The following is a 21,946-nucleotide window of genomic DNA, read 5'->3' as shown; positions in this document are numbered from 1 at the left end:
AACGGAATGAACACAGATGATACAGTAACGATTTATGATGTCGCCCGTGAAGCAGGAGTTTCGATGGCAACAGTTAGCCGTGTCGTTAATGGCAACAAGAATGTTAAAGAGAACACTCGAAAAAAAGTCCTAGAAGTGATTGATCGCTTGGACTATCGTCCAAATGCGGTAGCCCGTGGTTTAGCTAGCAAGAAAACAACGACAGTCGGAGTTGTGATTCCGAACATTACCAATGGTTATTTCTCAACGCTTGCTAAGGGAATTGACGACATTGCTGAAATGTACAAGTATAACATTGTCCTAGCAAATAGTGATGAGGATGATGAAAAGGAAGTTTCAGTGGTTAACACTCTCTTTTCAAAACAAGTCGATGGGATTATCTTTATGGGCTATCACTTGACTGAAAAGATTCGTTCAGAGTTTTCTCGTTCACGGACACCGGTTGTTCTTGCTGGTACTGTGGATGTCGAACACCAACTTCCAAGTGTGAATATCGACTACAAACAAGCAACGATTGATGCTGTGAGCTATCTTCTCAAAGAAAATGAGAAAATTGCTTTTGTGAGTGGACCACTCGTCGATGATATCAATGGCAAGGTTCGTTTGATCGGTTACAAGGAAGCCTTGAAAAAAGCTGGACATTCTTATAGCGAGGGTTTGGTCTTTGAATCAAAATACAGCTATGACGATGGCTATGTCTTGGCAGAACGCTTGATTTCATCACAAGCTACAGCCGCAGTTGTAACAGGTGATGAATTGGCAGCGGGTGTGTTGAATGGTTTGGCTGACCATGGTGTATCTGTGCCAGAAGAGTTTGAAATCATCACGACAGATGACTCTCAAATTGCACGATTCACTCGTCCAAACTTGACGACTATTGCCCAACCTCTTTATGACTTAGGTGCTATCAGCATGCGTATGTTGACTAAGATTATGCATAAGGAAGAGTTGGAAGAACGTGAAGTTCTCCTACCTCATGGTTTGACAGAACGTCGTTCAACACGAAAACGTAAATAGAAAAAATCAGGGAATCGCGAAGATTTCCTGATTTTGCGTTCTAGAGAAGAGTTTTATCCTTCCATATAGTCTTTCAAAGCCTTCCCTTTTAATCCAGCATTAAGGGCAATTAATAATTTGAGGCGCGCTTTTTGAGCGTTGAGTTCTTTGACAAAGAAAACACCAGCTCGTTGCAACTGCACCCCTCCACCTTGGTAGGCGTAGACAGGTTCAGCAATACCATTAAAACATCGTGAGACCAAGGCGACTGGAATCCCTTTTTGGAGGAGATTTTCCAACTTTTGAGCTGTTTCTTTGGGAACATTGCCTGCTCCAAAAGCCTGAATGACTAAGCCATCCAGCTGTTCCAAGTCTAACATATCAATCAGCTCGTCTGTCATACCGGCATAGGATGAGATGATGGGAACTAGACCTTGAATATGCTCGAGATCAAACCGGACACGAGGTTCAGCCGTTTTAAAGTAGAGGATTTCTTGCTTCATGATGAGGCCAAGTGGTCCATGTGTTGGGGTTTGAAAGGTGCTGACATTGGTCGTATGAGTTTTGGTAACATACTTGGCTGCGTGGATCTCGTCGTTCATAACGACCAGCACACCCTTGTCGGCTGCTTTATCATCACTGGCAACTCGCAGAGCGCTTAGATAGTTATAAACACCATCGCTACCAAGTTCGTTTGAACTACGCATGGCCCCTGTTAGAACGATGGGGATGGGCGGGATTTTCATGGTATCAAGGAAGTAAGCAGTTTCTTCTAAGGTATCTGTACCATGTGTGATGACAACTCCATCGTAGTTATCAGCTTCCTCTTTAATCTTATGATAGAGTGCAAGCATATGCTTGGGTTTGATATGGGGACTTGGCAGATTAAAAAAGTCTAGGGCATGAACCTCAATTCCTTCAAGTGGATTGGAAACATGGTTCATGGGATTGTCCTGACTAGTTACAACGGCACCAGTGGCGTCTGCTTGCATGGAAATAGTCCCACCTGTATGTAAAACAAGGATTTTCTTAGGCATGATTTAGTCACTCTTTCTGAAATGTGGTATAATCATTGTAACACAAAAGGGGAGAATGGGACAGGATGGAAGTCAAGGCTGTTTTTTTTGATATCGATGGAACGCTAGTCAACGATCGCAAGAGTGTTTTGAAATCCACTAAGGACGCGATTAAGATTGTCAAAGAGCAAGGAGTGCTTGTTGGAGTAGCGACAGGACGAGGGCCGTTTTTTGTCAAGGAATTGATGGAAGACTTGGACCTAGACTTTGCGGTGACCTACAATGGCCAATACATTTTTAATAAAGAAAAGGTACTCTTTGCAAGCCCAATCGCTAAGTCAAGCCTACGTCAACTGATTGCTTATGCTAAAAAGGAGCGTAAAGAAATCGCTCTTGGAACCGAGCATGCCGTTGTTGGTTCGAAGATTATGTCATTTGGTCTCGGCTCCTTTTCCCAACTGGTTAGTCGTTTTATTCCGACTGTTCTGACAAGAACCGTTAGCCGTTCCTTTAATCGAATGGTCAGCAAGGCAGTTCCTCAAAAGGAAGACGACTTGCTTAACTTGATTAATCAACCCATTTATCAAGTTTTGATGCTGATGACGCCAGAAGAATCTGAGAAGGCAGCAAGTGATTTTGAAGATTTGAAATTAACTCGAAGCAATCCTTTTGCTGCAGATATCATTAACCAAGGAAATTCTAAACTAGAAGGCATTCGCCGAGTCGGGAAAGAATATGGTTTTGATCTCAATCAAGTCATGGCCTTTGGTGATTCCGACAACGATCTGGAAATGTTGGCGGGCGTTGGTATGTCGGTTGCAATGGGGAATGGCAGTAGCAGTGTCAAAGAAGTTGCCAAGCATATTACGGCAAGTAATCAACAAGATGGTATCCACAAGGCGCTCGAGCACTTTGGTGTTTTGGCTTCAGAAAAAGTGTTTGTCAGTCGAGACTACCACTTTAATAAGGTTAAAACCTTCCACCACATGATGGATGAACGAACTCAAGAAGAGCCACAGGCATGGGATGCTGAAGGTGCAACCCACCGCGCAGACTTTAAAATTGAAGAATTAGTAGAGTTTGTTCGCGCAGCAAGTTCTTCGGAGGAAGAATTCCAAAACTCCCTTGCAAGCATGCATGAGGCACTTGATAAGGCGGCAGAGAAAGTGGCGAAAAAGACACCTGCGAAGCAAAATCTGGTCGGTCAAGTGGATGCTTTGATTGACACACTGTATTTTACATACGGTAGTTTTGTTTTGATGGGAGTAGATCCAGAACGTATTTTTGATATTGTTCATGAAGCGAATATGGGGAAGGTCTTCCCTGATGGGAAAGCTCATTTTGACCCAGTTACACACAAGATTTTAAAACCAGATGACTGGGAAGAAAAATATGCTCCAGAACCTGCCATTAAACAGGAGCTACAACGTCAGCTTAAGGCTTATGAGCGACATAAAGAAAGAAATAGAAATAATAAGTAACAAAAAGGAGCTCTAGGCTCCTTTTTTAATAATTATAATGTTTTTTCACTTTCTCTTACGACCAGCAAATCGACTTTTGCATGGCGGAGAATATATTCAGATGAAGAACCGACTAAGAGGCGTTCAAAGGCATTGAGACCTGTAGCACCAACTAAAATCAAGTCAACATTTTCTGCGTCCGGAATCGTCCGAGCGAGGAGAGTTTTGGGATTTCCCATTTCGATGACGATGTGGATATCCGTTAAACCAGCATCTTTTGCACGCTTTTCATACTCTTTCATCATACTTTCAGCGTCGGCTTGGAGTTCTTCGTAAACTTCAGCATCAAAGGTAGATACGCTTTGAAGAGCGCGTGTGTCAATAACATGGACAATGGTGAGCTTGGATTCATTGCGTAGAGCAGTGTAAACACCTTTGACGAAAGCCAAGTCCGCTTCTTTAGAACCATCAATTGCGACCATAACATTTTGGTAACGTTGTGCCATAATGAAACCTCCTGAAATTTTCTTACTTTTATTGTAACCCTTTTCACTAAAGAAGTAAAGTAAAAATCATATTTTAAACCATATTGTTGGTCATAGACTTAGTGCGTATATAGAAATAAAAGAGAGAATTGGTGAGAATTCCCATTGTCCATTTTTTTCTTTTGCTTCCTTGTTTATGGAAGCTTGTCGCAGCGACTTTCTAGTGGTATAATGTTACTATCCTGACGAATTGAGGAAAAAAGATGAAAGAATTTAACAAATCTAGCAAGCTAGAGCATGTGGCTTATGATATCCGTGGCCCTGTTTTAGAAGAAGCCATGCGGATGCGAGCAAATGGAGAAAAGATTTTACGCCTGAATACAGGAAATCCAGCAGAATTTGGCTTTACAGCGCCAGATGAGGTCATTCATGATTTGATTATGAATGCGCGTGATAGCGAAGGGTACTCTGATTCCAAGGGTATTTTTTCGGCGCGTAAGGCTATCATGCAGTATTGCCAACTGAAGAAATTCCCAAATGTGGATATTGATGATATTTACCTTGGAAATGGTGTCAGTGAGCTGATTGTCATGTCCATGCAAGGGCTTTTGGACAATGGAGATGAGGTCTTGGTGCCTATGCCAGACTATCCTCTCTGGACAGCGGCTGTCAGCCTAGCTGGGGGGAATGCCGTTCACTATATCTGTGATGAGGCTGCAGAATGGTACCCTGATATTGACGATATCAAGTCAAAAATCACTTCAAATACCAAGGCTATTATTCTCATCAATCCAAATAATCCGACAGGAGCTCTTTATCCCAAGGAACTCTTGTTAGAGATTATCGAAATTGCACGTCAAAACGACTTGATCATCTTTGCGGATGAAATTTACGACCGTATGGTCATGGATGGTCATGAGCATGTCTCAGTAGCTAGCCTGGCTCCAGATGTCTTCTGTGTCAGCATGAATGGTCTTTCAAAATCTCACCGTATCGCTGGTTTCCGTATAGGATGGATGGTCTTATCAGGACCTAAGACACATGTCAAGGGCTATATTGAAGGTCTTAATATGCTGTCTAACATGCGTCTTTGCTCTAACGTTTTGGCTCAGCAAGTCGTACAAACATCACTAGGTGGGCACCAGTCGGTGGACGAATTACTCCTTCCTGGTGGACGGATCTACGAGCAAAGAAACTTCATTTATAATGCCATTCAAGATATTCCTGGTTTATCTGCTGTCAAACCCAAAGCCGGACTCTATATTTTCCCTAAAATTGACCGCAATATGTATCGCATCGATGATGATGAACAGTTTGTCCTCAATTTCTTGAAGCAAGAGAAGGTTCTCTTGGTTCATGGTCGTGGTTTTAACTGGAAGGAACCAGACCATTTCCGTATCGTTTACCTCCCTCGTATAGATGAATTGGCGCAAATCCAAGAAAAGATGACTCGTTTCTTGAAACAGTATCGTAGATAGGGCTTACATTAGAAAAAGCTGGAAACATTTGCCTAGAGCTATTGACAAAAGTATCAGAATCAGATAGAATAGTAAAGTATGTTTAGTAACTGATCACTTTATAGCCGGCTAAACGAATACAAAATCTATGAGGAGGTATTCATCGTGAAACGTACTTATCAACCAAGTAAAATTCGTCGTGCGCGCAAACACGGATTCCGTAACCGTATGTCAACTAAAAACGGTCGTCGCGTATTGGCAGCTCGTCGTCGTAAAGGACGCAAAGTTTTGGCTGCATAATCCAAACAAATTCAGCAAAGAAGTCAGTAGGAACTCGAGTCTACTGGCTTTTGTTTTTATCTTAAAGGGTGCATTGTCCACGAAATCGGTCATTTCAGATGGAATTCATGGAATGCTCATTTAAAAGGTCACATGCAAAAAACTCAAAACCAGATATAAGTTACTGATTTTGAGTTTTTGTTTATTCTTTTAAGTGATAAGAGTAGCTAGCGACAACGACGTCTTCGTGCCATCTGAGAGCGTATTTTAGTTTGAGGCTCATTTGATTGTGCAGGATATTTTGCCAAGGCTTGTTAGGTATAAACTGCGGTACAAGGACTGTAACGGTGTAGTTTTTTTGCTTAGCTTCTTGGGCGATTCGTTTGACATACTTGACGCTAGGGGTGATGATGTCGCGGTAGCTGGTGTTGATATTCTTCAGAGTGATACTTGGGAAGTAATCGGCAAATTCCTGAAGAATTTCTTGGTCTTTTTCGGCAGTTTCTTTAGTAGAAATGTGCATGGCCAACACTTCATCACCGATACTTTGAGCGTAGTTAATGGCTCCGACACTTACTCGAGTAACATTTCCTACTAGGACAAGGACAAGGTTACCGTCATAAGTGCGCTTTTCAATTCCTTCGTAGAGTCGTAGTTGTTTAGCCACCTTTTGGTAATGGTTGTGGATGGACAAAAAGAGGAAGGTTAAGACTAGAATAATTGGGAAGAATGGCCAGATATCACCCAGTCTGAAGAGGAGTAAAATGAGGACAATGGCATAACAAATGATGGCCCCAAGGATATTAGCGAAGGCAGATTTTAAGAAGTTTACTCCTTTTTCCTTTTTCCAATGGCGAATCATCCCAGTCTGAGAAAGGGCAAAGGGAACGAAGACCCCGATAGTATAAAGAGGAATCAAGCGTTCAGTATTCCCATTAAAAATGAGAAGAAGGATCATAGCCCCAAAGGCCAGAGTTAAGATACCGTTGGAGTAGCCAAGGCGATCCCCTTTTTCCATAAAGAGATGAGGCATGTACTTGTTTTTGGCCATATTGTAGGACAGCATAGGGAAGGCTGAAAAGCCAGTATTTGCAGCTACGGCTAGAATCAAGGCTGTCGAGAACTGGAAGAGATAGTAGCTAGCATGACCAAAGAATGAATCACCAAGAATGCCCTTGGCCATTTGCGAGAGGATGGTTTCTCCGTGTTGAGGCGTGATACCCATCCAGTAGTTTAGGAAGGTAATGCCTGCAAAAAGAAATCCTAAAATCAGCGACATGATGGTCAAAGTCTGAGCAGCATTCTTTTCTTTCGGAGTTTTGAAAAATGGGACTGCATTTGAAATAGCCTCAACCCCTGTCAGAGAGGCAGAACCACTGGTAAAGGCTCTCAATAGGAGAACGATGGAAAGGCTCGGAACAGTTTGTCCAATGGTTGAAGTCGCCTGATAGTTTAGGGAACCTGTAAATAGTTGAAAGAATCCATAAAGCAAGAGAAAAACGGTACTGAAGATAAAGAGGTAGACGGGAATCATCAGAGAACTGGCAGATTCTTTCAATCCTCTTAAATTCAAGAGCATGAGCAGGCAGACTAGGAAAATAGAGATATGAAGATTGTAGGGATGGAGGGCAGGGATGGCTGCTGTAATAGCATCAGCTCCAGACGCAACGGATACGGCTACTGTCAGCATATAGTCAACAAGGAGGCTACCACCAGCAATTAAGCCTAGTTCGGGGGAGAGATTTTCCCGAGTGACCATATAAGCTCCTCCGCCTTGAGGATAAGCGTGTATGATTTGACGATAGGAAATGGTCAAACTAGCGAGGAGTAAAAGGACAAAGATACCGATAGGGAGGCTCCACCAAATAGCGAGAGGAGAGAGGCTGACTAAAACGAGAATGACTTGTTCAGGTCCATAGGCAATAGAAGACAGGGCATCACTGGATAACATTGCAAGTGCCTGCATTTTTCCAAGTAATCCCCCTTCGCCGTCTGTGAGAGACTTGAGTGGTCGACCGATAAAGGTATATTTTAATTTTCTAAACATTTTCTTTTCCTTTGATGAAAATTTCAATAAGTGTTATTATACTGCTTTGAAAAAGGGCAGTCAAGGGAGAATGACTGGTTTTTGGATATTTTTCCAAGCCGAGGGATGCTATTTTTGGTATAATAGATGGAAGAATGAGGTTAAGAGAAATGATTTTTGATACGCATACACATTTAAATGTAGAGGAATTTGCAGGACGTGAGGTAGAAGAAATCGCCTTGGCTGCTGAGATGGGTGTGACACAGATGAATATTGTTGGTTTTGATAAACCGACTATTGAACGTGCCCTAGAGTTGGTAGATGAGTATGAGCAACTCTACGCAACTATTGGCTGGCATCCAACGGAAGCAGGGACATACACAGACGAGGTCGAAGCTTACTTGCTTAAAAAGCTAAAGCATCCCAAGGTTGTCGCTTTAGGTGAGATTGGTCTGGACTACCATTGGATGACAGCACCTAAGGAAGTTCAGGAGAAGGTTTTTCGTCGTCAGATTCAGCTGTCTAAGGATTTGAACTTGCCTTTTGTGGTCCACACTCGTGATGCGCTAGAAGATACTTATGAGATTATCAGGAGCGAAGGCGTTGGTCCTCGTGGTGGAATTATGCACTCATTTTCAGGTTCTTTGGAGTGGGCTGAGAAGTTTGTCGAGCTTGGAATGACTATTTCTTTCTCAGGTGTGGTGACCTTTAAAAAAGCGACGGATATCCAAGAGGTTGCTAGGGAACTTCCTTTGGACAAGATTTTGGTAGAGACGGATGCCCCTTACCTGGCTCCTGTTCCTAAACGTGGCCGTGAGAATAAAACAGCTTACACACGCTATGTGGTGGACTTTATTGCCGACTTGCGTGGGATGACGACCGAGGAATTAGCAGCAGCAACGACTGCAAATGCAGAGCGTATCTTTGGATTGGACAGCAAGTAATGAAAGAAAAAATTTCCCAAGTCATCGTGGTCGAAGGGCGTGATGACACGGCCAATCTCAAACGTTACTTTGACGTGGAAACCTATGAGACACGAGGTTCCGCAATAAATGACCAGGATATAGAACGCATTCAGCGTCTGCATGAATTGCATGGAGTCATTGTCTTTACAGATCCAGATTTTAATGGGGAGCGGATTCGGCGTATGATTATGACGGCCATTCCAACAGTGCAGCATGCCTTTCTCAAGCGAGATGAGGCTGTTCCCAAATCTAAGTCCAAGGGACGTTCTCTGGGAATCGAACACGCCAGCTACGAAGATCTAAAAACAGCGCTGGCTCAAGTGACAGAGAAATTTGAAAACGAGAACGAGTTTGACATCAGTCGTGGTGACTTGATTCGCCTAGGTTTCTTGGCGGGAGCAGACAGTCGTAGGCGCAGAGAGTATCTAGGTGAACAGCTCCGCATCGGCTATTCTAACGGCAAGCAACTCCTCAAGCGTTTAGAGTTGTTTGGCGTAACCTTGGTAGAAGTGGAAGAAGCTATGGAAAGTTATGATAATAGCTAGATAGCCCAAAAATACAAAGGGAATGTGTTACAATAGAGGTACTTAGATTTATTTTGATAGCGTTCAAATAGAAACTTATAAGGACAGATCGAAATGAAAATACAAGTTGACAGAGAGTCTGTGTGTATGGGGGATGATGTACTGCCCCATGAGACAGAATTTGAGATTCCTGAAGATATGACGGTGAAAGAATTTTTTGACTTTCTAGAAAAGAAAGGTTATTTGCGGTCTGTTCAAGGAAATAATGTGGCCTGGGAACTCCGTAATCGGAATGGTGAACAAGGTGTTTATTTCACTAAAACAGGAGAGATTATCCATTCAGATGGAGTATTAAAAGAGATGTTGGAAGGAATTACGGAGACCCCCTTATTTGTTTTGCTCTATCATTATACCCCGGAAGCATACTATATTAGAAAAGAGAATAAATGAGAATTGCAGATGATGTCCTGACCGAGGTTGAACTGGTCATGTATTGTTATCGTCCCTTGGTGCTTTTATGAAACATCTTTTTAAATGAAGTCTAGGTTTTCGATTGGGCATGAAAAATTGGAAACTTTATAGTTTTATCTACATCCTACTTGAACCACTAACCTTTTTCAAAGATTGTGAAAGGAAATGATATGGCAAATAGAAGTTATATTTACTTAAAAAACGGAGATGAAGCCCGTATTCTAACAGAGGGAATTTACACAATACCCTATTTTTGGCAATTGTTTTGGGATGAAGAAGATTTAAAAGCTCCTATTGCTCTCTGGGAAACAGCAGAAAAACTGGAAGAAGATGAAGAGGAAGCAGAAAAGTTTTACCAAGAGCAGAATGTAGATATCTTACTTTCTATTGAAAAATTCCAGCGGAATGCCCTCAAAAACCGATCTTTTTTAGAAGATAATGCCCCGCAATCCGTGCAACTATATGATGACTTTGTCCGTTATATTCTTGCAAATGTCAAAGACGGGGATGTGCTCGGATTTGATCTTTTAGATGTTGTTTTTATGGACCAAGTGTCTGTTGTTTCTGATAAACTGTTAAAAAATATACGAGCTATTCGGGAAAATCAACCCAAAGATTTAGATTTTTCTGTGACAGAAAAGAACTTAATTGGTCTTGCTATGGGTTTTCCTGATTATTATGCTTCAGAATTATTACCAGAAGACAATATTCTAGATTCGGTTGCCTATCAGGATGAACTGAAGAAAATGAACCCCCAAGAAGATAAGAAAGTGCTAGATACGACTGGAGCTGATTCAAAAGGGAACAAGTCTCGTGTTCTTTTAGTGTTTTGGATTTTGTTGGCACCAGTAATTATGTGGGTTTTATATATTATTTTTAGCTAATAAATAGAAAAGAGAATAAATGAGAATTGCAGATTATAGCGTGACCAAGGCAGTGCTGGAGCGTCACGGTTTTACTTTTAAAAAGTCCTTCGGGCAAAATTTCTTGACGGATACCAATATTCTTCAAAAAATCGTGGATACGGCTGAAATTGATGACCAGGTCAATGTTATCGAAATTGGGCCAGGTATTGGTGCCTTGACAGAGTTTTTGGCTGAGCGTGCAGCTCAAGTCATGGCCTTTGAGATTGACCACCGTTTGGTGCCAATTTTAGCAGATACTTTACGTGATTTTGACAATGTAACAGTAGTCAACGAGGACATTCTAAAAGTTGACCTAGCTCAGCATATCCAGAATTTCAAAAATCCAGACCTGCCGATTAAGGTAGTTGCCAACTTGCCCTACTATATCACAACGCCTATTCTCATGCACTTGATCGAGAGTGGGATTCCTTTTAGTGAGTTTGTGGTCATGATGCAAAAAGAAGTGGCAGATCGTATCTCTGCTAAGCCAAATACCAAGGCTTACGGTAGCTTGTCGATTGCTGTGCAGTATTATATGACAGCTAAGGTTGCCTTCATCGTGCCTCGTACGGTCTTTGTGCCTGCGCCAAATGTGGACTCAGCCATTTTAAAAATGGTACGTCGTCCAGAACCAGCTGTAGCAGTAAAAGATGAGCAGCTCTTCTTTAAGGTTTCCAAGGCTAGTTTCACTCATCGTCGCAAGACCCTATGGAACAACTTAACAGGCTACTTTGGGAAGACCGAAGAAATCAAGAATAAATTGACCAAGGCTCTGGACCAGGCAGGTTTGTCACCATCTGTGCGTGGTGAAGCTCTCAGCTTAGAAGAATTTGCCAGTCTAGCAGATGCGCTTAAAGGACAAGGACTCTAAGATGCAGGGACAAATCATTAAAGCCTTGGCAGGATTCTATTATGTCGAGAGTGATGGCCAAGTCTATCAGACACGTGCGCGTGGAAATTTCCGCAAAAAAGGCCACACGCCCTATGTTGGGGATTGGGTAGATTTTTCTGCAGAGGAAAATTCCGAAGGTTATATCCTCAAGATTCATGAACGGAAAAACAGTCTCGTCCGTCCGCCTATTGTCAATATTGACCAAGCCGTGGTTATCATGTCGGTCAAGGAGCCGGACTTCAACAGCAATTTGCTGGATCGTTTCTTGGTTCTTCTGGAGCACAAGGGTATCCACCCCATCGTTTATATTTCTAAAATGGATTTGCTGGAAGATAGGGAAGAATTAAGTTTTTATCAACAAACCTATCGTGACATTGGTTATGACTTTGTGACCAGTAAGGAGGAACTCCTGCCCTTATTGACAGGAAAAGTGACGGTCTTTATGGGGCAGACAGGTGTGGGAAAATCAACCCTCCTCAATAAAATCGCCCCAGACCTCAATCTTGAAACAGGAGAAATCTCAGACAGTCTAGGTCGCGGTCGTCATACCACTCGAGCTGTTAGTTTTTACAACCTCAATGGGGGTAAAATCGCGGACACACCAGGCTTTTCATCACTGGATTATGAAGTGTCAACGGCTGAAGACCTCAATCAGGCCTTTCCAGAGATTGCTAGTGTCAGTCGAGACTGCAAGTTCCGTACTTGTACTCATACCCATGAACCGTCCTGTGCGATTAAGCCGGCTGTAGAAGAAGGCGCTATTGCGACCTTCCGTTTTGACAACTACCTGCAATTCCTCAGTGAAATTGAAAATCGCAGAGAAACCTATAAAAAAGTCAGCAAAAAAATTCCAAAATAAGGAGAAACCTATGTCTCAATACAAGATTGCTCCGTCAATTCTGGCAGCAGATTATGCCAACTTTGAACGTGAAATCAAACGCCTAGAAGCAACTGGGGCAGAGTATGCCCATATCGATATCATGGATGGTCACTTTGTGCCACAAATCAGTTTTGGTGCAGGTGTGGTCGAAGCTCTTCGCCCCCATAGCAAGATGGTCTTTGACTGCCACTTGATGGTATCAAATCCTGAGCATCATCTAGAAGATTTTGTGCGTGCAGGTGCAGACATCATCAGTATCCATGTAGAAGCAACGTCTCATATCCATGGAGCTCTTCAAAAGATTCGTTTGCTTGGTGTTAAACCTTCGGTTGTCATCAATCCTGGGACACCTGTCGAGGCTATCAAACACGTACTTCACCTAGTGGACCAAGTCCTCGTCATGACGGTTAACCCTGGCTTCGGCGGGCAAGCCTTTCTACCTGAAACCATGGATAAGATTCGCGAGTTGGTTGCCCTTCGTGAGGAAAAAGGTTTGAACTTTGAGATCGAAGTGGATGGTGGGATTGATGATCAAACCATTTCTCAGGCTAAAGAAGCTGGTGCGACCGTTTTTGTAGCAGGATCCTATGTCTTTAAGGGAGATGTCAATGAACGAGTGCAAACGCTCAGAAAACAACTGGACTAGGGTTGCCGTTTTTGCAGGCGGAGACCGAGGTCATTATCGGACGGATTTTGATTGCTTTGTCGGTGCGGATCGAGGATCGCTCTGGGTCTTGGAAGAAGACTTGCCTCTTGCTCTAGCAGTTGGAGATTTTGATTCTGTCACTGCAGAAGAGCGACAGGTGATTCAAAAAAGTGCCCAGCATTTTGTTCAAGCCCAGCCAGAAAAGGATGATACGGATCTGGAATTGGCTCTCTTAACCGTCTTTGAGCAAAATCCTCAGGCTCAGGTCACTATTTTCGGTGCTTTGGGTGGCCGTATTGACCATATGTTGGCCAATGTCTTTCTGCCTAGCAATCCCAAGTTGGCACCCTATATGCGCCAGATAGAGATTGAGGATGGGCAAAATGTGATTAGCTATTGTCCAGAAGGAACCAGTCAGCTTGAACCGCGTTCAGACTATGACTATCTAGCCTTTATGCCAGTTCGGGATAGCCAGCTGACTATTCTCGGTGCTAAGTACGAGTTGACAGAGGAGAATTTTTTCTTTAAAAAAGTGTACGCTTCTAACGAATATATAGATAGGGAAGTTTCGGTGACTTGCCCAGATGGCTATGTAGTCGTGCTGCATAGCAAGGACAGGAGGTAGGATGGAGACTGTATTACTACTATTATTAATTGCCAACCTAGCTGGCCTCTTTCTTATTTGGCAAAGGCAGGATAAGCAAGACAAGTACCTAGCCAAGAGCTTGGAGGATCAGGCAGACAATCTTTCAGATCAACTGGATTATCGCTTTGAACAAGCCAGACAAGCTAGCCAGCTAGATCAAAAAGACTTGGAAGTGGCTGTTAGTGACCGCTTGCAGGAAGTACGAATGGAATTGCATCAAGGCTTGACTCAAGTCCGTCAAGAAATGACAGATAATCTCTTGCAAACCAGAGACAAGACCGACCAACGTCTCCAAGCTTTGCAGGAATCAAATGAGCAACGCCTAGAACAAATGCGTCAAACGGTTGAGGAAAAGTTAGAAAAAACCTTGCAGACACGCTTGCAGGCTTCCTTTGAGACAGTTTCCAAGCAACTGGAGTCGGTCAATCGAGGTTTGGGAGAGATGCAGACAGTTGCCCGCGATGTCGGTGCCCTTAACAAGGTTCTCTCTGGGACCAAGACACGAGGGATTCTAGGAGAATTGCAACTGGGGCAAATCATCGAAGACATTATGACTCCTGCCCAGTATGAACGAGAATACGCAACGGTTGAAAACTCTAGCGAGCGAGTGGAGTATGCTATCAAGTTACCTGGACAAGGCGACCAGGAATATGTCTATTTGCCGATTGACTCCAAGTTTCCACTGGCGGATTATTACCGCTTAGAAGAAGCCTATGAAGCAGGCGATAAGGACGAAATCGAACGTTGTCGCAAGTCACTCCTAGCTAGCGTCAAGCGCTTTGCCAAGGATATCAAGAGCAAGTATCTAGCGCCACCTCGGACGACAAATTTTGGAGTTTTGTTTGTTCCGACGGAGGGTCTCTACTCAGAAATTGTTCGCAATCCGGTCTTCTTTGATGATTTGAGACGGGAGGAGCAGATTATTGTCGCAGGTCCAAGTACCTTATCAGCCCTGCTTAACTCTCTATCAGTTGGCTTCAAGACTCTCAATATCCAAAAGAGTGCTGACCATATCAGCAAGACTCTTGCCAGCGTCAAGACCGAGTTTGGCAAGTTCGGAGGCATTCTGGTCAAGGCACAAAAACATCTCCAACATGCCTCTGGTAATATTGATGAATTATTAAACCGTCGTACCACAGCTATCGAGCGGACGCTCCGTCACATTGAATTATCAGAAGGTGAGCCTGCGCTTGATCTACTCCATTTCCAAGAAGATGAGGAAGAATATGAAGATTAGTCACATGAAAAAAGATGAGCTGTTTGAAGGTTTTTACCTGATTAGGTCAGCTGACCTGAGACAGACGCGTGCTGGGAAAAACTACCTAGCCTTTACCTTCCAAGACGATAGTGGCGAGATTGAAGGGAAACTCTGGGATGCCCAACCTCATAACGTTGAGGCCTTTACCGCTGGGAAAGTAGTCCACATGCAGGGACGCAGAGAAGTCTATAATAATACTCCTCAAGTCAATCAAATTACTCTTCGATTGCCTCAGCCTGGGGAACCCAACGATCCAGCTGACTTCAAGGTCAAATCGCCGGTTGATGTCAAGGAGATTCGTGACTACATGTCACAAATGATTTTCAAGATTGAAAATCCTGTCTGGCAGCGTATCGTTCGTAGTCTCTACACCAAGTATGATAAGGAATTCTACTCCTATCCAGCTGCCAAGACCAACCACCATGCCTTTGAGACGGGTTTGGCCTATCATACAGCAACCATGGTGCGCTTGGCAGATGCCATTAGTGACATCTATCCTCAGCTCAATAAGAGCCTGCTCTATGCTGGGATTATGCTGCATGATTTGGCCAAAGTCATTGAGTTGACGGGACCAGACCAGACGGAGTACACAGTGCGAGGCAATCTCCTTGGGCATATCGCCCTGATCGATAGTGAAATTACCAAGACAGTCATGGAACTCGGCATCGATGATACTAGGGAAGAAGTGGTGCTACTGCGCCATGTCATCCTCAGTCATCATGGCTTACTGGAGTATGGAAGCCCGGTTCGTCCACGTATCATGGAGGCAGAGATTATCCATATGATTGACAATCTAGATGCCAGCATGATGATGATGTCAACAGCTCTAGCTTTGGTGGACAAAGGAGAGATGACCAATAAAATCTTCGCTATGGACAATCGTTCCTTCTATAAACCAGATTTAGATTAATAATTTAAGAAAAACGAGCATTTTTTACGCAATAATGTTCGTTTTTTTATGTGAATATGGTATAATGGATAAAATATCAAAATTAAATGGAATGGTAAATAAAAATGAAATTAAGAAGAAGTGATCGGATGGTTGTCATTTCCAACTATTTGATTAATAATCCATACAAACTAACAAGTCTCAATACCTTTGCAGAAAAGTACGAATCTGCCAAATCATCGATTTCAGAGGACATCGTGATTATCAAGCGTGCCTTTGAGGAAATTGAAATCGGTCATATTCAGACTGTGACTGGAGCAGGTGGTGGCGTTATCTTTACACCATCAATCTCGAGTCATGAAGCCAAAGAAATGATCGCAGACTTGCGTGACAAACTTTCAGAAAGTGACCGTATCTTGCCAGGTGGCTACATCTACCTGTCTGATTTGCTCAGTACACCTGCTATTTTGAAAAATATTGGGCGCATCATTGCCAAGAGCTTTATGAACCAAAAAATCGATGCCGTTATGACAGTAGCAACTAAAGGGGTTCCGCTTGCAAATGCAGTTGCCAATGTCCTCAATGTTCCATTTGTCATTGTGCGCCGTGACTTGAAAATTACCGAAGGTTCAACGGTCAGCGTCAACTATGTTTCAGGTTCAAGCGGTGACCGAATTGAGAAAATGTTCCTTTCAAAACGTAGCCTCAAGGCAGGCAGTCGTGTCTTGATTGTGGATGACTTCTTGAAAGGCGGCGGAACTGTCAACGGGATGATCAGTCTCTTGCGTGAGTTCGATTCTGAACTAGCTGGTGTCGCAGTCTTTGCAGATAATGCCCAAGAAGAACGTGAAAAGCAGTTCGATTACAAGTCGCTCTTGAAGGTTACTAATATTGATGTTAAGAACCAATCCATCGATGTTGAGATTGGAAATATCTTTGACGAAGACAAATAAGAGATAGAACTAAAGGTTGGAACGATTGTCCCAGCCTTTCTTTGCAAACAGAATAGAAGGATGCTTATGAAAACACCATTTATCAGCCGTGAAGATTTGGAAACAATTGTTGCAGAGTTCCCGACTCCCTTCCACTTGTATGATGAGAAGGGGATTCGTGAAAAAGCAAGAGCAGTCAACCAGGCCTTTTCCTGGAACAAGGGCTTTAAGGAATATTTTGCCGTCAAGGCCACTCCAACACCAGCCATCTTGAAAATCCTCCAAGAGGAAGGTTGTGGTGTGGACTGTTCTAGTTATGTGGAACTTTTGATGAGCCATAAACTGGATTTCCCCGGTTCTGAAATCATGTTCTCTTCAAACAATACCCCAGACCAAGAGTATGCCTATGCGCGTGAATTAGGTGTGACCATTAACTTGGATGCTTTTGAAGATATTGAACATCTGGAGCGAGCAGCAGGTATTCCAGAAATCATCTCTTGTCGTTACAATCCTGGTGGCGTTTTTGAGCTAGGAACAGATATCATGGACAATCCTGGAGAAGCCAAGTTTGGCATGACCAAGGACCAGCTTTTTGAAGCCTTTGCAGTTTTAAAGGAAAAAGGAGCCAAGACATTTGGGATTCACTCTTTCCTAGCATCCAATACTGTCACCCATCTCTACTACCCAGAGTTGGCGCGTCAGCTTTTTGAATTAGCCGTTGAAATCAAGGAAAAGTTGTGCATTTCGCTAGACTTTATCAATCTTTCTGGCGGTATTGGTGTCAATTACCGTCCAGACCAGGAGCCAAATGACATTGCTGTGATTGGTGAGGGAGTTCGTAAGGTTTATGAGGAAGTCCTTACGCCAGCAGGTCTTGGTCAGGTTAAGATTTTCACAGAATTAGGCCGTTTTATGTTAGCCCCTCACGGAGCTTTGGTCACAAGAGTCACTCATAAGAAAAAAACCTATCGTACCTATCTGGGCGTGGATGCATCAGCAGTCAACCTCATGCGCCCAGCCATGTATAGGGCCTACCACCATATCACTAATCTGACCCATCCAGATGGCCCAGTTGAGGTGGTAGATGTGGTTGGTTCACTCTGTGAAAACAATGATAAATTTGCCATTAATCGCGAACTGCCTCATACAGAAATCGGCGATTTGCTAGTGATTCATGATACAGGTGCACATGGATTCTCCATGGGTTATCAGTACAATGCCAAACTACGCTCGGCAGAAATCCTCTATACCGAAGAAGGAAAAGCCCGCCAAATCCGCCGTGCAGAGCGCCCTGAGGACTATTTTGCAACCTTGTATGGTTTTGATTTTGAACCGGATCATTAAAAGAAATTGAAAATGAAAGTGAAAAACAGATTGCTTTCTAAAAAATAGACAAAAAAACCTTGTTTTTCACCTTACTCGTGATATAATAAAACTATAAAACGGTTTCAAGGAAGGTGACGATATGTCTGAAGAAACAATTGACTATGGACAAGTGACAGGAATGGTGCATTCGACAGAGAGTTTTGGGGCGGTAGATGGCCCTGGGATTCGGTTTATTGTCTTTTTGCAGGGCTGTCAGATGCGTTGCCAGTACTGCCATAACCCCGATACATGGGCTATGGAGACCAATAAATCACGAAGACGGACAGTAGACGATGTTTTGTCAGAAGCCCTTCGCTACCGTGGTTTCTGGGGAGACAAGGGAGGAATCACTGTCAGTGGAGGAGAAGCCCTCTTACAGATTGATTTCTTGATTGCCCTTTTTACCAAGGCCAAGGAAAAAGGAATCCACTGTACCTTGGATACTTGTGCCCTTCCGTTCCGTAATAAACCACGTTATCTCGAAAAGTTTAATAAACTCATGGCTGTGACAGATTTGGTTCTCCTGGATATCAAGGAAATCAACGATGAACAACACAGGATTGTTACCAGCCAAACCAATAAAAACATCTTGGCCTGTGCAAAATATCTATCAGATATTGGGAAGCCTGTGTGGATTCGCCATGTGCTGGTTCCAGGCTTGACAGACAGGGATGAGGACTTGATTGAACTCGGTAAATTCGTCAAAACCCTCAAAAACGTTGATAAGTTTGAAATCCTACCTTATCACACTATGGGAGAATTCAAGTGGCGTGAACTTGGAATTCCATACTCACTTGAAGGGGTAAAACCACCAACAGCAGATCGTGTCAAGAATGCCAAAAAACTCATGGACACAGAAAGCTATCAAGACTATATGAAGCGTGTACATGGATAAAAAGAAGCCTGATGGGAACATCAGGCTTTTGTAATGCAAAAAAGGCTTAGCCTTTCAGCTAAGCCGTTACCTTATTTTCTAGAATGTTGTTTACCAGCATTACGTTTTTTATGTTTCTTAGTAGTCGTAATTGCAGTTGCTTGGTTAGGAGTGATATCTTTTCGCAAGCCTGTAGTTGATGCTGAACTTGCTTTTGGTGGATTTTTGGCAAATTCTTCACGTACTTTTTGACGAAGTTTTGGACGAACAACATAGTTAACGATGAACTGTTGGAGAATCATCATGAAACCACCGACAACCCAGTAAAGTGTCACACTGGCTGGTGCGAAGAGGGAGAAGACGACAATCATGAGTGGGCTCATGTAAATCATTTTCTTGAGTTGATCTCTTTGCATCTCATCTTCTACTCCGTGAAGTGAAAGGAGTGATTGGAGATAGTAGAGGATACCAGCGAAGGCGACAAGGATCATACTTGGGGAACCGAGATTGATACCCAAGAAGGTAGAGCTAGATACTCCATCAGTATACTGGGCTGCAAAGTAGATAGCAGAGAAGAAAGGCATCTGAATGAGGATAGGGAAGCATCCTACACCACCGAACATGCTGATGCCGTTTTCTTTTTGTGCAGCAAAGAGAGCCTGTTGTGCTTCTAGTTTTTCTTCCTGAGTTGTTGCCTCTTTAAGGCGTGTTTGATGTGGTTCAAGGACATGTTTGAGGGCATTCATCTTTTCAGAGTGAAGCGTTGCCTTCCATGATTGGTAGATACCAAGTGGCAAGATAATCAAGCGCACGATAATGGTTACGATAATGATAGCCACACCAAAGCCTAGACCTTTATCAGTAGCGAAGTACTTGATAGCCTCTGCCATAGGCGATCCGATAGTGTTCCAGATAAAACCAGTAGGTTGTCCTGTTGCTTTGTCTACTTGGACACAGCCTGACAAGACGAGTAGCATAGCCACTCCCATAGCAGAGAGGGCAAAACGTTTAATAGATTTCAATGTTTTCATTCCTTCTTTAAAAATTATACCTTTCTATTCTACTGTTTTTTTGTAAAATATACAATAGTTCTAGAGACCTAATTTGCGACTTTGAAGTCTGGATAGGATGAAAAGTTGCTCATTTGTACATCTAGATAGGTAACTTTTGAAAAAGGTGTCGGACCTTTTCGGATTTCTTGGATAAATTTTGCCATAGTGGCAGAGGAGTCTGCCTGAGCAAGAATTTCCACTGTGCCATCGTCGTTATTCCAGACACGACCAGTGATGCCACCGATTTCAAGAGCTAAAGTATAAACACCCCAGCGAAAACCAACACCCTGCACCCTACCTTGGGCAATCATTCTAACCTTTTGCATACTAAACCCCTTTGATTGTGTTATAATATTTCTATGACTATTATAACCTCAAAAGCCAATTCTGTGGTAAAAAATGCCAAGAAATTACATCAAAAAAAATATCGAAAGTCTGCTTATTTGATTGAAGGATGGCACTTGTTTGAAGAAGCTGTTCAAGCAGGAGTAACGATTGAGAAGATTTTTGCTTTAGAAAGTTACCGAGATCAGCTAGTCGCTTTTCCTCAAACTATCTGGGTTTCAGAGGAGATTTTGCTGGATTTGGCAGATACGCAAACTCCTCAAGGGATTGTTGCAGTGATTCAAAAAGAGGAAATAGGACTGCCTGATTTTCGTCAGGGTAAGTTTCTATTTTTAGAAGATGTCCAAGATCCAGGGAATGTGGGCACCATGATTCGGACGGCGGATGCGGCAGGTTTTACAGGGGTTATTGTTTCAGACAAGTCAGCAGATATCTACAGTCTCAAGACCCTGCGTTCCATGCAAGGAAGTCATTTTCACTTGCCCATCTATCGTCTGCCTCTTGCCACCTTTGTAGAAGAGGCAAAGAAGAGCAATTTGCCCATTCTGGCAACGACCTTATCGAGAGAGTCAAAGGATTATCGTGAACTTTTTTCACTAGAGAACTTTGTTTTAGTCATGGGAAATGAAGGGCAGGGGATTAGTTCTGTCATGGCTGAGAGTGCTGATCAACTGGTTCATATTGGCATGAAAGGTCGAGCAGAAAGTCTCAACGTGGCAGTTGCCGCAGGTATATTGATGTTTTATTTTAGCTGATTTATAAAATCTTTGTTATAATCAAGACATATTTATAGAAAAAGGAGAATCAGAATGAATCAAACAATTATTCAAGAACGTTCAGGTCTCAATCAATTTTACGCCAAGGTTTATGCCTTTGTAGGACTTGGGATTGGTCTATCAGCTCTCGTGTCAGCTTTGATGTTGACAGTTTTTCAGTCCCAGTTGATTTACTTTTTAATGCATGGTCGTCTCTGGTTGATGATTGCAACTTTTGCAGAACTTGCTCTAGTCTTTGTTGCAAGTAGCATGGCTGCGAAGAACAGCCCAGCAGCTCTCCCAGTATTTTTAGTTTATTCTGTTTTAAATGGATTTACGCTTAGTTTTGTCGTAGCCTTCTATACACCTGGGACCGTCTTATCAGCCTTTGTATCTAGTGCCCTTCTCTTCTTTGTCATGGCGGTAATCGGAATTTTCACCAAGAAAGATTTGAGTGGCATGGGACGAGCTTTGATGGCGGCGCTTGTCGGCCTCATCATTGCCATGGTTGTGAATCTATTTTTAGCTAATAGCTTTTTTGACTACATGATTAGTATTGCTATGGTTTTGGTTTTCTCAGGTTTGATTGCTTGGGACAACCAAAAGATTCGCTATGTTTATGAGCAGTCACGAGGACAAGTAGCGACAGGTTGGGTCATCTCAATGGCACTCAGCATCTACTTAGACTTTATCAACCTCTTCCTTAGCATCTTACGAATCTTTGGTCGAAACGATTAATGAATGACGGAGTCAGTGTTCGAAAGAGCACTGACTTTTTCTCATTTACTCTTTTCTTTTCTTGGAAATAGGTGTATAATGCTTTTAACT

General features: G+C 42.9%; 24 protein-coding genes. 19 read left to right on the top strand and 5 right to left on the bottom strand.

What is annotated here, in order from left to right; genetic code table 11:
- Nucleotides 1–6: 6 nt before the first annotated feature.
- Nucleotides 7–1,017: a catabolite control protein A gene (gene ccpA, locus DB729_RS07160; protein WP_007519606.1), complete on the top strand. Its 1,011-nt coding sequence runs from the start codon at nucleotides 7–9 to the stop codon at nucleotides 1,015–1,017.
- A 53-nt stretch (nucleotides 1,018–1,070) separates the two neighbouring features.
- Here ccpA and DB729_RS07155 read toward each other — a convergent pair whose 3' ends face one another.
- Nucleotides 1,071–2,033, bottom strand: a complete 963-nt coding sequence (locus tag DB729_RS07155; protein WP_033585474.1) for an asparaginase — start codon at nucleotides 2,031–2,033, stop codon at nucleotides 1,071–1,073.
- Between the two features lie 65 nt (nucleotides 2,034–2,098).
- On the opposite strand from DB729_RS07155, the gene DB729_RS07150 reads away from it, so the two are divergent.
- Nucleotides 2,099–3,493 carry a Cof-type HAD-IIB family hydrolase gene (locus DB729_RS07150; protein WP_109289895.1) on the top strand — a complete coding sequence of 465 codons (1,395 nt, stop codon included), beginning with the start codon at nucleotides 2,099–2,101 and terminating at the stop codon, nucleotides 3,491–3,493.
- A 32-nt stretch (nucleotides 3,494–3,525) separates the two neighbouring features.
- Here the strand turns inward: DB729_RS07150 and DB729_RS07145 are convergent, their stop codons facing one another.
- Entirely contained in the window at nucleotides 3,526–3,978 is a 453-nt protein-coding gene (locus DB729_RS07145; protein WP_000079164.1) for a universal stress protein, read from the bottom strand.
- A gap of 242 nt (nucleotides 3,979–4,220) precedes the next feature.
- Between DB729_RS07145 and DB729_RS07140 the strand changes: the two genes are divergently transcribed.
- Both DB729_RS07140 and rpmH read left to right on the top strand, forming a co-directional pair.
- Nucleotides 4,221–5,435 (top strand): pyridoxal phosphate-dependent aminotransferase, encoded by a 1,215-nt coding sequence (locus DB729_RS07140; RefSeq protein WP_007522424.1) that lies wholly within the window; start codon nucleotides 4,221–4,223, stop codon nucleotides 5,433–5,435.
- Nucleotides 5,436–5,579: 144 nt separating this feature from the next.
- Complete coding sequence (gene rpmH, locus DB729_RS07135) at nucleotides 5,580–5,714, top strand: 50S ribosomal protein L34 (protein ID WP_000831902.1); 135 nt, start codon at nucleotides 5,580–5,582, stop codon at nucleotides 5,712–5,714.
- 181 nt (nucleotides 5,715–5,895) lie between these two features.
- Here rpmH and DB729_RS07130 read toward each other — a convergent pair whose 3' ends face one another.
- Nucleotides 5,896–7,740 (bottom strand): APC family permease, encoded by a 1,845-nt coding sequence (locus tag DB729_RS07130; RefSeq protein ID WP_033585477.1) that lies wholly within the window; start codon nucleotides 7,738–7,740, stop codon nucleotides 5,896–5,898.
- 149 nt (nucleotides 7,741–7,889) lie between these two features.
- Between DB729_RS07130 and DB729_RS07125 the strand changes: the two genes are divergently transcribed.
- The 13 genes from DB729_RS07125 to pflA all read left to right on the top strand — a co-directional run bounded on the left by DB729_RS07125 (nucleotide 7,890) and on the right by pflA (nucleotide 18,987).
- Nucleotides 7,890–8,663, top strand: a complete 774-nt coding sequence (locus DB729_RS07125) for a TatD family hydrolase (RefSeq protein ID WP_084872204.1) — start codon at nucleotides 7,890–7,892, stop codon at nucleotides 8,661–8,663.
- Nucleotides 8,663–9,229, top strand: coding sequence for a ribonuclease M5 (gene rnmV / locus DB729_RS07120; protein ID WP_033585489.1), 567 nt, complete (start codon nucleotides 8,663–8,665; stop codon nucleotides 9,227–9,229). Before DB729_RS07125 ends, rnmV begins: the two co-directional genes overlap by 1 nt.
- Before the next feature lie 93 nt (nucleotides 9,230–9,322).
- The gene (locus DB729_RS07115; RefSeq protein ID WP_033585490.1) at nucleotides 9,323–9,658 is read left to right on the top strand and encodes a hypothetical protein; all 336 of its coding nucleotides are present in this window, start codon (nucleotides 9,323–9,325) and stop codon (nucleotides 9,656–9,658) included.
- 191 nt (nucleotides 9,659–9,849) lie between these two features.
- Nucleotides 9,850–10,563: a hypothetical protein gene (locus DB729_RS07110; protein WP_033585492.1), complete on the top strand. Its 714-nt coding sequence runs from the start codon at nucleotides 9,850–9,852 to the stop codon at nucleotides 10,561–10,563.
- Between the two features lie 19 nt (nucleotides 10,564–10,582).
- On the top strand, nucleotides 10,583–11,455 hold the full coding sequence (rsmA, locus tag DB729_RS07105; protein ID WP_109289894.1) for a 16S rRNA (adenine(1518)-N(6)/adenine(1519)-N(6))-dimethyltransferase RsmA: 873 nt from the start codon (nucleotides 10,583–10,585) through the stop codon (nucleotides 11,453–11,455).
- Between the two features lies 1 nt (nucleotide 11,456).
- Complete coding sequence (gene rsgA, locus DB729_RS07100; RefSeq protein ID WP_033585496.1) at nucleotides 11,457–12,335, top strand: ribosome small subunit-dependent GTPase A; 879 nt, start codon at nucleotides 11,457–11,459, stop codon at nucleotides 12,333–12,335.
- Nucleotides 12,336–12,345: 10 nt separating this feature from the next.
- Nucleotides 12,346–13,002, top strand: coding sequence for a ribulose-phosphate 3-epimerase (rpe, locus tag DB729_RS07095; protein WP_109289893.1), 657 nt, complete (start codon nucleotides 12,346–12,348; stop codon nucleotides 13,000–13,002).
- Nucleotides 12,965–13,627 (top strand): thiamine diphosphokinase, encoded by a 663-nt coding sequence (locus DB729_RS07090; protein ID WP_109289892.1) that lies wholly within the window; start codon nucleotides 12,965–12,967, stop codon nucleotides 13,625–13,627. Before rpe ends, DB729_RS07090 begins: the two co-directional genes overlap by 38 nt.
- 1 nt (nucleotide 13,628) lies before the next feature.
- Nucleotides 13,629–14,885, top strand: coding sequence for a DNA recombination protein RmuC (locus DB729_RS07085; protein ID WP_000450907.1), 1,257 nt, complete (start codon nucleotides 13,629–13,631; stop codon nucleotides 14,883–14,885).
- Nucleotides 14,875–15,816, top strand: a complete 942-nt coding sequence (locus DB729_RS07080) for a 3'-5' exoribonuclease YhaM family protein (protein WP_109289891.1) — start codon at nucleotides 14,875–14,877, stop codon at nucleotides 15,814–15,816. Before DB729_RS07085 ends, DB729_RS07080 begins: the two co-directional genes overlap by 11 nt.
- A 104-nt stretch (nucleotides 15,817–15,920) precedes the next feature.
- Nucleotides 15,921–16,748: a pur operon repressor gene (gene purR, locus DB729_RS07075; protein WP_109289890.1), complete on the top strand. Its 828-nt coding sequence runs from the start codon at nucleotides 15,921–15,923 to the stop codon at nucleotides 16,746–16,748.
- A gap of 66 nt (nucleotides 16,749–16,814) precedes the next feature.
- On the top strand, nucleotides 16,815–18,071 hold the full coding sequence (locus DB729_RS07070; protein WP_109289889.1) for a diaminopimelate decarboxylase: 1,257 nt from the start codon (nucleotides 16,815–16,817) through the stop codon (nucleotides 18,069–18,071).
- A gap of 121 nt (nucleotides 18,072–18,192) precedes the next feature.
- Nucleotides 18,193–18,987 (top strand): pyruvate formate-lyase-activating protein, encoded by a 795-nt coding sequence (pflA, locus tag DB729_RS07065; RefSeq protein ID WP_001288284.1) that lies wholly within the window; start codon nucleotides 18,193–18,195, stop codon nucleotides 18,985–18,987.
- A gap of 71 nt (nucleotides 18,988–19,058) precedes the next feature.
- On the opposite strand, the gene yidC is transcribed toward pflA, so the two are convergent.
- Both yidC and DB729_RS07055 read right to left on the bottom strand, forming a co-directional pair.
- Entirely contained in the window at nucleotides 19,059–19,988 is a 930-nt protein-coding gene (gene yidC, locus DB729_RS07060; RefSeq protein ID WP_109289904.1) for a membrane protein insertase YidC, read from the bottom strand.
- A 77-nt stretch (nucleotides 19,989–20,065) separates the two neighbouring features.
- Nucleotides 20,066–20,344, bottom strand: coding sequence for an acylphosphatase (locus tag DB729_RS07055; RefSeq protein ID WP_001174619.1), 279 nt, complete (start codon nucleotides 20,342–20,344; stop codon nucleotides 20,066–20,068).
- Between the two features lie 33 nt (nucleotides 20,345–20,377).
- On the opposite strand from DB729_RS07055, the gene DB729_RS07050 reads away from it, so the two are divergent.
- The gene (locus tag DB729_RS07050) at nucleotides 20,378–21,118 is read left to right on the top strand and encodes a TrmH family RNA methyltransferase (protein ID WP_084852076.1); all 741 of its coding nucleotides are present in this window, start codon (nucleotides 20,378–20,380) and stop codon (nucleotides 21,116–21,118) included.
- 54 nt (nucleotides 21,119–21,172) lie between these two features.
- Nucleotides 21,173–21,856, top strand: a complete 684-nt coding sequence (locus DB729_RS07045) for a Bax inhibitor-1/YccA family protein (protein ID WP_084932852.1) — start codon at nucleotides 21,173–21,175, stop codon at nucleotides 21,854–21,856.
- The last annotated feature ends 90 nt before the right edge of the window (nucleotides 21,857–21,946 follow it).

The sequence above is a fragment of the Streptococcus halitosis genome, assembly GCF_003143695.2.
Lineage (GTDB): Bacteria > Bacillota > Bacilli > Lactobacillales > Streptococcaceae > Streptococcus > Streptococcus halitosis.
Note: the sequence above shows the minus strand (reverse complement) of the source record. Positions and strands in the feature narration are given on the sequence as shown.